The organism is Streptomyces angustmyceticus, from assembly GCF_019933235.1.
Taxonomy (GTDB): Bacteria; Actinomycetota; Actinomycetes; order Streptomycetales; family Streptomycetaceae; genus Streptomyces; species Streptomyces angustmyceticus.
This window is the reverse complement of record NZ_CP082945.1, coordinates 2,085,103-2,098,209: the sequence shown is the minus strand read 5'-3', so window position 1 is coordinate 2,098,209 and position 13,107 is coordinate 2,085,103. Positions and strand designations below refer to the sequence as shown.

The window sequence follows — 13,107 nt, the reverse complement described above, 5'->3', positions numbered from 1 at the left end:
AGAACGTGACAGGCATCGTCCCCACCACCCAGCCGGCCCGCAGGCTGCCCGGAGCGCACCGCCCGGCGCCGCCCCGGGCCCCACAACCTCAACCCGTCCACTCCGCGCTCGTCTGTGTGGCCCTCCCGGCCCTGGCCGTGTCCCCGGCGTCGGGACAGCTGACCGGCCGCGGCATGGAAGGCTTCTACCGCGACGGCCGACGGGTCCTGTCCCGTTGCGAACTACGGGTCGACGGCGACGAACCGCTCGCCGTCCAGGGGCGGTTGACCTGCACGGACCGCGCCCGGTTCCTCGGCACGGTCCGCAGGACCGGAGAGCGGGGCCCGGACCCGGAGATCCGTGTGGAGCGGCTGCGGTCCGCCGACGGCACCGAACAGATCACGTTCCGCAGCAGTGCCACGAGGCCCGTCCGACTGACGGTCGAGATCGGGCTGGGCACGGACCTCGCGGAGCTCGGAGCCGTAGCCGTCGGTCTGCCGGGCCCCGAGGTGCGGGCGGCTGTTCACGGCGCCGGGCTCCGCTGGTCGGTGCCCGGCATGCACGCGACGGTGTCCGCGACGCCCCCGCCCGAGGACGCGCTGGCCTCGGCGGGCCTGCTGCGCTGGGACCTCGACCTGCCGGACGGCGGCCACCGCAGCATCGAACTGCGCGCCGGACTCGCATACGAGCCGGGCGGACCGGGCGACCCGGCAGGACACCGCCGGCGTCCCCTGGACGCCCGCATCCCCGCACCGCGCACGGGAGCGGTCACCCCGAGGACCCGCTCGGACCGGCCCCCGCGCCCCTGGACGGCGGCCCGCCTGGAGTGCGACGACCGTCGTGCCGACGCCCTCCTCGCGACCAGCCTCGACGATCTCCACGGCCTGGTGATGCGGGACCCGGAGGTCACCACGGACCTGTACGTCGCCGGCGGCTTCCCGTGGCGGTGCGGCCTCGCACCGGCCGAGGCGCTGTGGACCGCCCGGATGCTGCTGCCCCTGGGCACCAGGCTCGCCGCGGGCACGCTGCGCGCGCTCGCCCGTGGCCAACAAGCCGCACCAGGAGCGGATTTCGGCCGAATTCCCGGCGCTCTGCGGGACTTCGGGCCGCACTCCCCGCCCAGCTGTGCCGGCATCGAGGCCACCCTCCTGTTCCCCGCCGTGCTCGCGGAGGCCCGCCGCTGGGGCCTGCCCCAGCGGGAGACGGAGCGACTGCTGCCCGCCGCGCAGCGCTGCCTGACGTGGCTGAGGAGGATCACCGACCCACCGGCCGGGAGCCGCGGCGGCTACGTGCCCGACCCGGCGCCGGGCGGACCGTACCGCTGCGAGACCCAGGCCCATGCCCATCGCGCCGCCCTCCTGGGCGCCGATCTCCTCGATGCCTCCGCCGCGTCCGACGCCGCAGCGTTACGGGACTGGGCGGCCGACCTGCGCACCCGGTTCCGCAGGGACTTCTGGCTGGAGGGCCCGGCCGGCGGGCGCCCCGCCGCGCAGCTCACCGCGGACGGCCGGCCCGTCCCGTACCTCGGCTCCACCAGTGCCCACCTCCTGGACACCGGACTCCTCGGCGGCGGGACACGGGCCCCGGGCCTGCTGGACGCGGCACAGACCGGCCAACTTGCCGGGCTGCTGGCCGGCCCGGCCATGGATTCCGGGTGGGGCCTGCGCAGCCTGGGCAGCAAGGAGACCGGCTACAACCCCTTCGGCCATCGCAGCGGCGCGGTCCGCGTCCACGAGACCGCGATCGCCGCCGCGGGGCTGGCCGCGGCCGGCCATGAGCAGGCAGCCGGCAGCCTCATCAGGGGCGTCCTCGACGCCGCGGACAGCTTCGGGTACCGCCTCCCCGAGATGTACGCGGGCGAGCAGCGCACCACAGGCGGTGCCCCCGTACCGCATCCGGCGGCCTGCCGCCCGGCCGCAGTGGCGGCGGGCGGTGCGGTGCACATACTCGTCGCGCTCGCGGGCCTGCGCCCGGACGTCCCCGCCGGGACGGTGTCCGTGCGGCCGCTCGGCGCCACCCCGCTCGGCGCGATGCAGCTGACCGGTCTGTGCGTCGCGGAGCAGCCGTTCGACGTACGCGTCAGCAGGCTCGGCATGGGGATGGTGGAGACGGCGGCGGAAGGCCTGCAACTGGGCTCGTGAGGTGCTCGGGGCCTGTTTATCGTCAAGGGGACGACTATGATCACGCCCATGCCTCCCTACGACCCGTCGGCCTTCCCGCCCTTCGCCGTAACCGTCGACCTGGTCGTGCTCACCGTGCGGCGCCACGCCCTGTGCGCGCTGGCCGTGCGCCGCGGTGAGCCGCCGTTCCAGGGGCGCTGGGCCCTGCCCGGCGGATTCGTCCGGGCCGACGAGGATCTCGAAGCCGCGGCCGGCCGGGAACTGGCCGAGGAGACCGGTCTGCACGCCCAGTCCCCGGAGGGTCCGTCCCCCGTGTACGGCGCGCACCTCGAACAGCTCGCCACGTACGGCGACCCCAAGCGGGACCCCCGGATGCGGGTCGTCAGCGTCGCGCACCTGGTGCTTGCCCCCGATCTGCCGGCGCCCGTGCCCGGCGGCGACGCCCACAGCGCGCGCTGGGCGCCCGTGGAGACCCTCCTGGAGCAGGACGACACCCTCGCCAGGGAGGGCGAGCTGGCGGCCCCCCTGGCTTTCGATCACGCCCGGATCCTCGCCGACGGCGTGGAGCGCGCCCGCTCGAAGATCGAGTACTCCTCGCTCGCCACGGCCTTCTGCCCGCCGGAGTTCACCGTGGGCGAGCTGCGACGGGTGTACGAGGCGGTCTGGGGCGTCGCCCTGGACCCCCGGAATTTCCACCGCAAGGTGACGGGCACGCCCGGATTCCTGGTGCCCACCGGTGGCACGACGACCCGTCAGGGCGGGCGCCCCGCACAGCTGTTCCGAGCCGGCGGGGCGACCCTGCTCAACCCGCCGATGTTGCGTCCCGAGGTCTGAGTCCACAGAGCTCACGGCCGCCGCAGGGCCGAGTTTCACTCGCAGTGACACGACGAACCGTCAAGATTGGACATTGCGAGAAAATAGGACATATCGCGGTACGGTGGCCGGGTGAGCCCCTTAGCGACCCGCGCAGCTCCCGACCGGCCTCACGCCCCGTCAGGGGCGCGAGGCCCCGCACCACCGGGCCGGCCATGCCAGGGGCGACGGATCCTCGCGGTCCGCGTCCGGTCGCGGCCGGCGCACCCCCGCTCTGCAGTGCGCTCGCCCGTGGCGCCACCCCGCCCGGCCGGTGACTGTGCATCGGTCCGCAAAGGGTTTTTGCAGCGGACTCGTCATTGTTCCTGTTGAGTTCCCTGATCCTGTGGTGAGCTGGCGGGGCCCTCGAAAGGCGATCACGTTCAGTCAGGTTTATCGATCGCCGGCGTATTCCGTTCCACTGCAACAGGATTGCCGGCGCGCTCTCTTCCCGCGCCTCGTCGCGGATGTGATCTGCCGTCTGCGGGCCGCGTCAAGTGCCCGTTCGCAATCGACCAGGATGCACCTGTTCATGATGTGGCCGACGCGCCAACCCTCGGGCGGGACAGCGATGTTGTGGCCGACCCGTCTGGTCTGCGGATACGTGCTCGCGATGCTGTGCGGCTTCTTCTGCTGATCGAGTAAGGCATCTGTTTTGACGCCCTGTTGTTGCGGCTGCTGTTCACAACTCTCCATCGAGAGCGCATTTCTTTCCGATAAAGCGTCAATTCGGGGATGGGGGGCGATCACCCTTTCGTGTGCTTTTCACCAAAGACCTCAAGGGTGTTCAGGGTGTCGCCGACAAAAGATGCGTGAGTACCCTTGCGCACACCATGATGACCGCGGCTCGCCCCGGCGACACCGGCCTCGCAGGCCCGGGCGAGCTTGACCGCTACCCCTACGCGAACGCCGCCAACGCCGCGAACGCCAGCAACGCAGCAGGCCACGACCGTGCCGAGCGCGTTTCGCAGGTCTGGGAAGGCTCCGAGGCCGACATCGGCCGGGTCGGCCGTCGCGCGGCAGGAAACCGAGGCCGCGGCCTGCACGGCCAACTCGTCCAGCAGCTCGGCCAGATGATCGTCTCCGGCGATCTCGGTGCCGACCGCCCGCTCGTCCCCGAGGAGATCGGCCAGCGCTTCGAGGTCTCCCGCACCGTCGTCCGCGAGTCACTGCGAGTCCTCGAGGCCAAGGGCCTCGTCAGCGCTCGCCCGAACGTGGGCACCCGGGTGCGTCCGGTCAGCGACTGGAACCTCCTCGACCCCGACATCATCGAATGGCGGGCATACGGACCACAGCGCGACGACCAGCGCCGTGAGCTCTGCGAGCTGCGCTGGACGATCGAGCCCCTCGCCGCCCGTCTCGCCGCCGGTCACGGCCGTGAGGACGTCCAGCAGCGGCTCGCCGACATGGTCGAGATCATGGGGCACTCCGCGGCCCAGGGCGACACCATGACCTTCTCCCGCGCCGACGCCGAGTTCCACTCGCTGCTGCTGCAGCTCGCCGGCAACCGCATGCTCGAGCACCTCTCGGGCATCGTCTCCGCCGCCCTGCACGTCTCCGGCGGCCCCGGCGGCGGCTGCGAGCGCCCGGTCGAGAACTCCGTGGGCCAGCACATGCGGGTCGTCGACGCCATCGGGTCCGGCGACGCCACGGCGGCCGAAGCCGCCATGCGCCAGCTCCTCGCCGCCCATGGCGAGGTCGGCGGCCAGGGCTCCGGGACGCCGGTGGACCACGTCGTCCCCGCCCCCCGCGAGCACTGAGGGCCCGTACCCGACCGTGTGCGGACCGTAGGCGCCGAGCGGCCGTGTGCCCTGCGCACCCCTCGGGTAGGGCACGCCGTACGCGGCGCGGCGCAGAATTTCGCCGGATCCGGGACACCGACCGGATCCGGCGGCAGGTCTTGGGAGGATTGCATGTCATATGACTGGGAATGGGTCGTTATGGGGTGTGACTCGGGCCACGCAGATTGGGCGTAACGCTCTTCCGGGAAGCGCGATGACTTAAGAGGTGATAGCCGAGGAGGCAATACGAGCGGCGTTCGTGACGCTGTTCAACTCCCCGGTTGCCCCTGCGCCGTCGGTCCATCCCCACCGGCGGTCGTCGGCTCCGATCCACACAGGACGGGGTCGGAAGCCGTTTCCATCGTTCCGAGAGGTTGTTCGTGTCGGCCAGCACATCCCGTACGCTCCCGCCGGAGATCGCCGAGTCCGAGTCTGTGATGGCGCTCATCGAGCGGGGAAAGGCAGATGGGCAGATCGCCGGCGATGACGTGCGTCGGGCCTTCGAGGCTGACCAGATTCCGCCAACCCAGTGGAAGAACGTTCTGCGCAGCCTCAACCAGATCCTCGACGAGGAGGGTGTGACGCTGATGGTCAGTGCCGCAGAGGCGCCCAAGCGCACCCGCAAGAGCGTCGCAGCGAAGAGTCCGGCGAAGCGCACCGCCACCAAGACCGTCGCGGCGAAGGCCGCCACGGTCAAGAAGACCACCGCCGCCGCCCCCGCCCCCGTGGCGGACCCGTCGGCCGGTGAGTCCGAGTCCGCGCCTGCGAAGAAGGCGGCGGCGAAGAAGGCGACCGCCAAGAAGACGGTCGCGAAGAAGGCCACGGCCAAGAAGGCCACCGCGAAGAAGACCGCGGCCAAGAAGGACGTCGACGAGCTGCTCGACGACGAGGTGACCGAGGAGACCCCGGCGCCCGGCAAGGGCGACGCGCCCGAGGCCGCCGAGGGTGCGGAGAACGCCGGCTTCGTCCTGTCCGACGACGACGAGGACGACGCCCCCGCGCAGCAGGTCGCCGCGGCCGGCGCCACCGCCGACCCGGTAAAGGACTACCTCAAGCAGATCGGCAAGGTCCCGCTCCTCAACGCCGAGCAGGAGGTGGAGCTCGCCAAGCGCATCGAGGCGGGTCTGTTCGCCGAGGACAAGCTGGCGAACTCCGACAAGCTGGCGCCGAAGCTCAAGCGCGAGCTGGAGATCATCGCCGAGGACGGCCGCCGGGCGAAGAACCACCTCCTGGAGGCCAACCTCCGACTGGTCGTCTCCCTGGCCAAGCGCTACACCGGCCGCGGCATGCTCTTCCTGGACCTGATCCAGGAGGGCAACCTCGGTCTGATCCGTGCGGTCGAGAAGTTCGACTACACCAAGGGCTACAAGTTCTCGACCTACGCGACGTGGTGGATCCGCCAGGCCATCACCCGCGCCATGGCCGACCAGGCCCGTACGATCCGTATCCCCGTCCACATGGTCGAGGTCATCAACAAGCTCGCGCGCGTCCAGCGCCAGATGCTCCAGGACCTGGGCCGTGAGCCCACCCCGGAGGAGCTGGCCAAGGAGCTCGACATGACCCCCGAAAAGGTCATCGAGGTCCAGAAGTACGGCCGCGAGCCCATCTCGCTGCACACCCCGCTGGGTGAGGACGGCGACAGCGAGTTCGGTGACCTCATCGAGGACTCCGAGGCGGTCGTCCCGGCCGACGCGGTCAGCTTCACGCTTCTGCAGGAGCAGCTGCACTCGGTGCTGGACACCCTCTCCGAGCGCGAGGCCGGTGTCGTGTCCATGCGCTTCGGTCTCACCGACGGCCAGCCCAAGACGCTGGACGAGATCGGCAAGGTCTACGGCGTCACCCGTGAGCGGATCCGCCAGATCGAGTCGAAGACGATGTCGAAGCTGCGTCACCCGTCGCGCTCCCAGGTGCTGCGCGACTACCTCGACTAGTCCTACCGCCCCATAGGGGTCACGAGCCCGGTCTCTCCTAGTTGGAGGGGCCGGGCTTCTGTGCGTCCGGGGTGCGCCGGGCCGCCGTTTGGGTCACTCTGGGTGCGCGCGCATTTTCACAGAGTCAAGGAGTCCGCATGCGTCCGACCGCACACGCTGCCCTCGGAGCCCTCGCGCTGGTCCTTGCCCTGCCGGCGCCGGCGGCCGCGGACGGGTCGGTGATCGGCGGAAAGCCCGCGCCGCTGTCGCACAGCCCCTGGGCGGTGGCGCTGGCCTCCCACGAGCGCTTCGGCGTCCAGCGCTCCGGACAGTTCTGCGGCGGCGTGCTGGTGGGGCACTCGACGGTGGTGACCGCGGCGCACTGCCTGAGCAAGGAGGTGCTGGGCGTCCCCTGGCGGGAGGTGCGGGACCTGCGGATCGTCGTCGGGCGCGACAAGCTCAGCGGTGGCGGTGGACAGGAACTCAAGCCCGCGAAGATCTGGGTCAACCCGCGCTACAACAACTACACGAACGACGGTGACATGGCCGTCCTCACACTGGACAGGCCGGTCCCGAACCGGCCGATCCCGATGGCGGGACGGCAGGACAGCGCCTACCGGCCCGGCAACGCGGCCACGGTCTACGGCTGGGGAGACACCACAGGCGGGGGCAGTTACGCGTCGCAGTTGCGCGCGGCGCGCGTCAACGTGCTGCCCGATGCGGTCTGTGCGCGAGCGTATCCCGGCAGTGCCGACGGTACGTACAAGCCCCGAACGATGCTGTGTGCGGGGGCACCCCACGGCGGCCACGACGCCTGCCAGGGGGACAGCGGCGGGCCCCTGGTCGTGCGCGGACGGCTGGTGGGCCTGGTGTCGTGGGGGACCGGCTGTGGTCAGGCCGGCAGTCCCGGGGTCTACACGCGCGCCTCGGCGCTTCTCCCGGTGGTCTCCGCACACGGGGCGGGCTGAGCGGCGTGGGGGCCGGTGAAGGCGTGCGCGCGTACGAGTGCGGGCGGTGTCCCCGTTGGTGTCGGGGAACCGCCCGCGATACGGCGTTGAGCCGCTGCTCGCTCGTCGTGGATGCGAAGTGTCAGCGTTCCTCATCGGACGCGGACGCCGGAGAAGCGGTCAGCCGCTCCGTCTCGTCCTGTATTTCCGCGGCGATCTTCTTGAGTTCTGGCTCGAACTTGCGACCGTGGTGGGCGCAGAAGAGCAGTTCTCCGCCGGACATCAGGACGACGCGCAGGTATGCCTGGGCGCCGCAGCGGTCGCAGCGGTCAGCGGCCGTCAGCGGGCTCGCGGGTGTCAGAACAGTAGTCACGTCGCCTCTTCTCTAGCTCGACGAGCTGTCGTACCAGGGTCAACATCCAACCAGGCCGAAAACGTTCCCGCTCGTGCCTTTTCCTCGAAAAAATTCTCGGAGGGGGCCGGGTGCTGCCGGGTGGCGGCGAATGAGCCGTATTGCGTGGTGGTCTGATTCACGTTGGTTGTTGGATCTGTCCTCCCGGCTGGCTTGCCGGTTGTTGATGAGGACGTGCCCGGAGCCTAAATGGTTCATGCCTCGAAGGGAACGTGATGTGCACGTCATCAGGACGTCACCCCTTCGAGGGATCGAACGTACGAGCGAAATTCTACTACCATGGGCATGCTTACGGGTGGCGTCACATCGGCTCTACCAGGCCTCGGTACCCTCTGACGGGCGACACCGCCACAACCGAGTCCGCGGAATGCGGGCTGCCAGAAATTCAGCGAGGAGCGAACCGCGTGACCGCCGAGATGTCCGTGCCGTCCACCGCAGTGCTGACCGGGGCAGACCGGGACGGATCCAACTACACCGCGCGGCATCTGCTCGTCCTCGAGGGGCTCGAGGCCGTCCGGAAGCGCCCCGGCATGTACATCGGCTCGACGGACAGTCGCGGCCTGATGCACTGCCTGTGGGAGATCATCGACAACTCCGTCGACGAGGCGCTGGGCGGCTACTGCGACCACATCGAGGTGATCCTCCACGACGACGGGTCGGTGGAGGTCCGGGACAACGGCCGCGGCATTCCCGTGGACGTCGAGCCCAAGACCGGCCTCAGCGGCGTCGAGGTCGTGATGACCAAGCTGCACGCCGGCGGAAAGTTCGGCGGCGGCTCCTACGCGGCCTCCGGTGGTCTGCACGGCGTCGGTGCCTCGGTCGTCAACGCCCTGTCGGCCCGGCTCGACGTCGAGGTGGACCGCAGCAGCAAGACGCACTCGATCAGCTTCCGCCGCGGCGTCCCCGGCATCTTCACCGAATCGGGGCCCGAAGCGCCCTTCGACCCGGGCAACGGCCTCCTCAAGGGCAAGCGGATCGCCAAGACGAAGACCGGCACCCGGGTGCGCTACTGGGCCGACCGGCAGATCTTCCTCAAGGACGCCAGGCTCTCCCTGGAGACGCTGCACGCCCGTGCCCGCCAGACCGCGTTCCTCGTGCCGGGCCTCACCCTGGTCGTCCGCGACGAGCGCGGCATCGACGGCGCCGGCAAGACGGAAGAGACGTTCCGCTACGACGGCGGCATCAGCGAGTTCTGTGAGTACCTCGCGCAGGACAAGGCCGTCTGCGACGTGCTCCGGCTGACCGGCCAGGGCTCCTTCAAGGAGACGGTGCCGGTCCTCGACGACCGTGGCCACATGACACCGACCGAGGTCACCCGGGATCTGGGCGTCGACATCGCGCTGCGCTGGGGCACCGGCTACGACACGACGGTCAAGTCGTTCGTCAACATCATCGCCACGCCCAAGGGCGGCACCCACGTCTCCGGCTTCGAGCGGTCGGTCGCCAAGACGGTCAACGAGGTGCTGCGGTCGAGCAAGCTGCTGCGCGTCTCCGAGGACGACGTCGTCAAGGACGACGCCATGGAGGGCCTCACCGCCGTCGTGACCGTACGGCTCGCGGAGCCGCAGTTCGAGGGCCAGACCAAGGAGGTCCTCGGCACCTCCGCCGCCTCGCGGATCGTCGCCCAGGTGGTGAGCCGGGAACTCAAGTCATTCCTGACCTCCACGAAGCGGGACGACAAGCAGCAGGCGCGCGCCGTCATGGAGAAGATCGTCGCCGCGGCCCGTACGCGCATCGCCGCCCGCCAGCACAAGGAGGCCCAGCGCCGGAAGACGGCGCTGGAGTCGTCGTCGCTGCCGGCCAAGCTCGCGGACTGCCGCAGTGACGACGTCGACCGCAGCGAACTCTTCATCGTCGAGGGAGACTCGGCGCTGGGCACCGCGAAACTGGCCCGGAACTCGGAATTCCAGGCGCTGCTGCCGATCCGCGGCAAGATCCTGAACGTCCAGAAGTCGTCGGTTTCGGACATGCTCAAGAACGCCGAGTGCGGCGCCATCATCCAGGTCATAGGAGCCGGTTCCGGCCGCACCTTCGACATCGACACCGCCCGCTACGGCAAGGTCATCTTCCTGGCCGACGCCGATGTCGACGGCGCGCATATCCGCTGCCTGCTGCTGACGCTGTTCCAGCGCTACATGCGGCCCATGGTCGAGCAGGGCCGGGTCTTCTCCGCCGTTCCGCCGCTGCACCGGGTGGAACTGATCAACCCCAAGAAGGGCCAGGAGAAGTACATCTACACCTACTCGGACAACGAGCTGCGCCAGACGCTGCTCGAGCTCCAGCGCAAGAAGGTCCGCTACAAGGACAGCATCCAGCGCTACAAGGGTCTGGGTGAGATGGACGCCGACCAGCTCGCCGAGACGACCATGGACCCGCGCCACCGCACCCTGCGCCGGATCAACATCAGCGATCTCGAAGCGGCGGAGAAGGCCTTCGACCTCCTCATGGGCAACGAAGTCGCGCCCCGTAAGGAGTTCATCACCAACTCCGCCTCCACTCTGGACCGTTCGCGCATCGACACCTGACCGGTCAGCAGCTCCCGACGGGCGCCTCTCCACCCCTGGGTGGACGGGCGCCCGTCGGCATTTCCACCCGGTCCCCACCCTGGCTCCGATCCGGCCACCCGGTGCCGCTCCGTAGCGTCGGGCACATCGAAAATTTCGTCCCACGAAGGGCCTGGGTCATGAGCGGCTTGCTCAACATCGTTGTGATCACCGCGGCGGTTGCATGGGTGTGCATCCGGCAGTTCACGGCGCGGCGCGTCACGTCGGAGGGCAAGAAAACGTGGCTGGTTCCGGTCGTCCTGATGGTCCTGGCGGTACGGCAGCCCGGCCTTCTGGACCCCGGACACCACCTGGCGTCCGCCGCCCTGCTCGGTACGGAGATCCTCATCGGGCTGGCCTGCGGCATCGGCTGGGCCTGGACGACACGTATCTGGACGGACGCGGACGGTGCGGTGTGGAGCAAAGGAGGCTGGGCGGCGGCCGGTGTGTGGCTTTGCGGCATGGCGCTGCGGCTCGGCCTCATGGGCATCGCGGCGGCCATGGGGATCCGCCAGGGCAGCGCGGCCACCATGCTCTCCGTCGGCGCGATGCTGCTGACCCGTGCCGGTGTCACCGCCTGGCGCGCCCAGGCCCTGCAGCAGACGTACCGTGTCCCTGTTGCGGGCTGACGCCCCCGTCGCCCCTGGGAAGGACCGTACGTGCCGATGAACTCCTGGACGAGCTGGCCCCTGCGGGAGTCGCTCTCCCGTGAGGGCATCAGCGGCGCCCGGGTGTGGGCCGGCCGCGCGGTGCGTGTCATGGTGGTCGCCGTACTGGTGTGGATCACCCTGAAGGGGCCCGGCTTCAGAGGCTGGGGCCGGGTGGCGGCGTGTGCCGGCATGGCCCTCAGCATCCTGGTCTTCCGCGGCTTCTTCCGCACGACCCTGGCACGCCGTCTGTGGCCGTCGATCGGGCTGTTCGCCGTACTGGAGGCGGCGGCCTTCGGCTTTGCGTTCGCCGGGGCGCCGACGCCCGCGATCGTCCTGTGGTGTGCCTGCGCCGTCGTCGCCATGGAGCGGCTGCCGCTGAACGCCGCGGTGCCGTGCGCCGCCGCGGCCCTGGGGGCGTTCGCCGTGATGGACCACGACAACTGGATCGCCACCACCGCGACCACCGTGGGTCTGGCGCTGGCGGGCTATGTCGTACGACAGGACGCCGAGGCACGCGGCAACGCCCGGCGGCTGCTGGCCCAGGAACGGGCTGCCCGCAAGGCGGAGGCCGAATCCGCGGCGCTCACCGAACGCGGACGGATCGCACGCGAGATCCACGACGTCCTCGCCCACAGCCTGAGCGCCCAGCTCGTGCACCTGGAGGCGGCACGACTGCTGATCCAGCGCAGCACGGACCTCGAGGCCGACCGTGACCAGCTCCTGGACCGGGTGGTGGCGTGCCGGGGGATGGCCCGTGAAGGGCTGTCCGGCACCCGTGAGGCGCTTTCCGCGCTGCGCGGGGAGATGATCCCGGTCGAGGACTTTCTGCGGCGCCTGGCGGCCGCTGAGGGCTTTCGGCTGGAGGTGGAGGGCGAGGGGCGTGCCCTACCGGCGGAGGCGGGCCTCGCGGTCCGCCGGGTTGCCCAGGAGGCGCTGACGAACGTGCGCAAGCACGCCCCGGGGGCACGGGTGAGCGTGCGGCTGGACTACGCGAGGGACGACGTGGGCCTGGAGGTGCGTGATTTCGGCGGCCGCGGCAAGCCCGGCGAACTCGCCGTCAGCGGCTCCGGATACGGTCTGCTCGGGATGCGGGAGCGCGCCGAACTCCTCGGCGGAACGCTGGAATCCGGCCCTGATGAGGAGGGATTCGTGGTGCGGCTGCGGGTGCCCGCATGACGGCACGCACGGTGACACGGGTAGTGGTCGCCGACGACCAGACGGTGGTGCGCGAGGGAATCGTGATGCTGCTGGGACTCCTGCCGGGCATCGAGGTCGTCGGCTCGGCAGCAGACGGTGCGGACGCGGTCCGCCTCGTCGCCGAACTCGACCCCGACGTCGTGCTGATGGACCTGAGGATGCCGCGCTGCGACGGTGTCGAGGCCACCCGGCGTATCCGAGCCGAGCACCCCGGTACCCAGGTCGTGGTGCTCACCACCTATGCGGACGACGACTCGCTCTTTCCTGCCCTGCAGGCCGGGGCCCGTGGCTATCTGACCAAGGACGCGGACGGCGAGGAGATCGTCCGGGCCATCGACGATGTGCTCTCGGGCGAGGCCGGCCTGGCGCCCAAGATCCAACGCAGGCTGCTGGAGCGCTTCGCCGAGCCGGTACGGCCCCTGTCGCCACCGGACGAGGCTCCGGACGGCCTGACGGCGCGCGAGGTGGAGGTGCTGCGGCTGGTCGCCGAGGGCCAGTCCAATCCGGAGATCGCGGGCACGCTGCACGTCTCCACGGCCACGGTGAAGACCCACATCAACAACCTCTTCGCCAAGGCCGGGTTGCGGGACCGGGCCCAAGCCATTCACTACGCGTACCGCCACGGCCTGGCACAGCCGCCCAGGTAGCTCATCACCTGATGGGGTGAAGGGTTCGGAATGAAGCGTCCCGGATCTTCCTTTCTGTCCAACCTTGGG

At 70.3% G+C, this 13,107-nt stretch carries 10 protein-coding genes; 9 read left to right on the top strand and 1 reads right to left on the bottom strand.

From position 1 onward, the window contains the following. Positions 1–116 precede the first annotated feature (116 nt). The 5 genes from K7396_RS09555 to K7396_RS09535 all read left to right on the top strand — a co-directional run bounded on the left by K7396_RS09555 (position 117) and on the right by K7396_RS09535 (position 7,610). Positions 117–2,120, top strand: coding sequence for a glycogen debranching N-terminal domain-containing protein (locus K7396_RS09555; RefSeq protein WP_086719771.1), 2,004 nt, complete (start codon positions 117–119; stop codon positions 2,118–2,120). Between the two features lie 48 nt (positions 2,121–2,168). After that, positions 2,169–2,933, top strand: a complete 765-nt coding sequence (locus tag K7396_RS09550; RefSeq protein ID WP_174887009.1) for an NUDIX hydrolase — start codon at positions 2,169–2,171, stop codon at positions 2,931–2,933. Between the two features lie 776 nt (positions 2,934–3,709). Next, positions 3,710–4,711 (top strand): FadR/GntR family transcriptional regulator, encoded by a 1,002-nt coding sequence (locus K7396_RS09545; protein ID WP_086719769.1) that lies wholly within the window; start codon positions 3,710–3,712, stop codon positions 4,709–4,711. A gap of 401 nt (positions 4,712–5,112) precedes the next feature. Further along, the gene (locus tag K7396_RS09540) at positions 5,113–6,663 is read left to right on the top strand and encodes an RNA polymerase sigma factor (RefSeq protein ID WP_263295848.1); all 1,551 of its coding nucleotides are present in this window, start codon (positions 5,113–5,115) and stop codon (positions 6,661–6,663) included. 137 nt (positions 6,664–6,800) lie between these two features. Beyond that, positions 6,801–7,610 (top strand): serine protease, encoded by an 810-nt coding sequence (locus K7396_RS09535; protein WP_086719767.1) that lies wholly within the window; start codon positions 6,801–6,803, stop codon positions 7,608–7,610. Positions 7,611–7,731: 121 nt separating this feature from the next. Here K7396_RS09535 and K7396_RS09530 read toward each other — a convergent pair whose 3' ends face one another. After that, positions 7,732–7,962, bottom strand: a complete 231-nt coding sequence (locus tag K7396_RS09530) for a DUF7455 domain-containing protein (protein WP_003981845.1) — start codon at positions 7,960–7,962, stop codon at positions 7,732–7,734. Positions 7,963–8,405: 443 nt separating this feature from the next. Here K7396_RS09530 and K7396_RS09525 point away from each other — a divergent pair, with 443 nt between their 5' ends. The 4 genes from K7396_RS09525 (at position 8,406) to K7396_RS09510 (ending at position 13,038) form a co-directional block, all read left to right on the top strand. Beyond that, the gene (locus K7396_RS09525; protein WP_086719766.1) at positions 8,406–10,526 is read left to right on the top strand and encodes a DNA gyrase/topoisomerase IV subunit B; all 2,121 of its coding nucleotides are present in this window, start codon (positions 8,406–8,408) and stop codon (positions 10,524–10,526) included. A 158-nt stretch (positions 10,527–10,684) separates the two neighbouring features. Continuing rightward, complete coding sequence (locus K7396_RS09520; protein ID WP_086719765.1) at positions 10,685–11,173, top strand: DUF1453 domain-containing protein; 489 nt, start codon at positions 10,685–10,687, stop codon at positions 11,171–11,173. A gap of 30 nt (positions 11,174–11,203) precedes the next feature. Further along, the gene (locus K7396_RS09515; RefSeq protein WP_086719764.1) at positions 11,204–12,370 is read left to right on the top strand and encodes a sensor histidine kinase; all 1,167 of its coding nucleotides are present in this window, start codon (positions 11,204–11,206) and stop codon (positions 12,368–12,370) included. After that, positions 12,367–13,038, top strand: a complete 672-nt coding sequence (locus K7396_RS09510; RefSeq protein ID WP_086719763.1) for a response regulator transcription factor — start codon at positions 12,367–12,369, stop codon at positions 13,036–13,038. The genes K7396_RS09515 and K7396_RS09510 overlap by 4 nt, the downstream gene beginning before the upstream one ends. Positions 13,039–13,107: the final 69 nt, after the last annotated feature.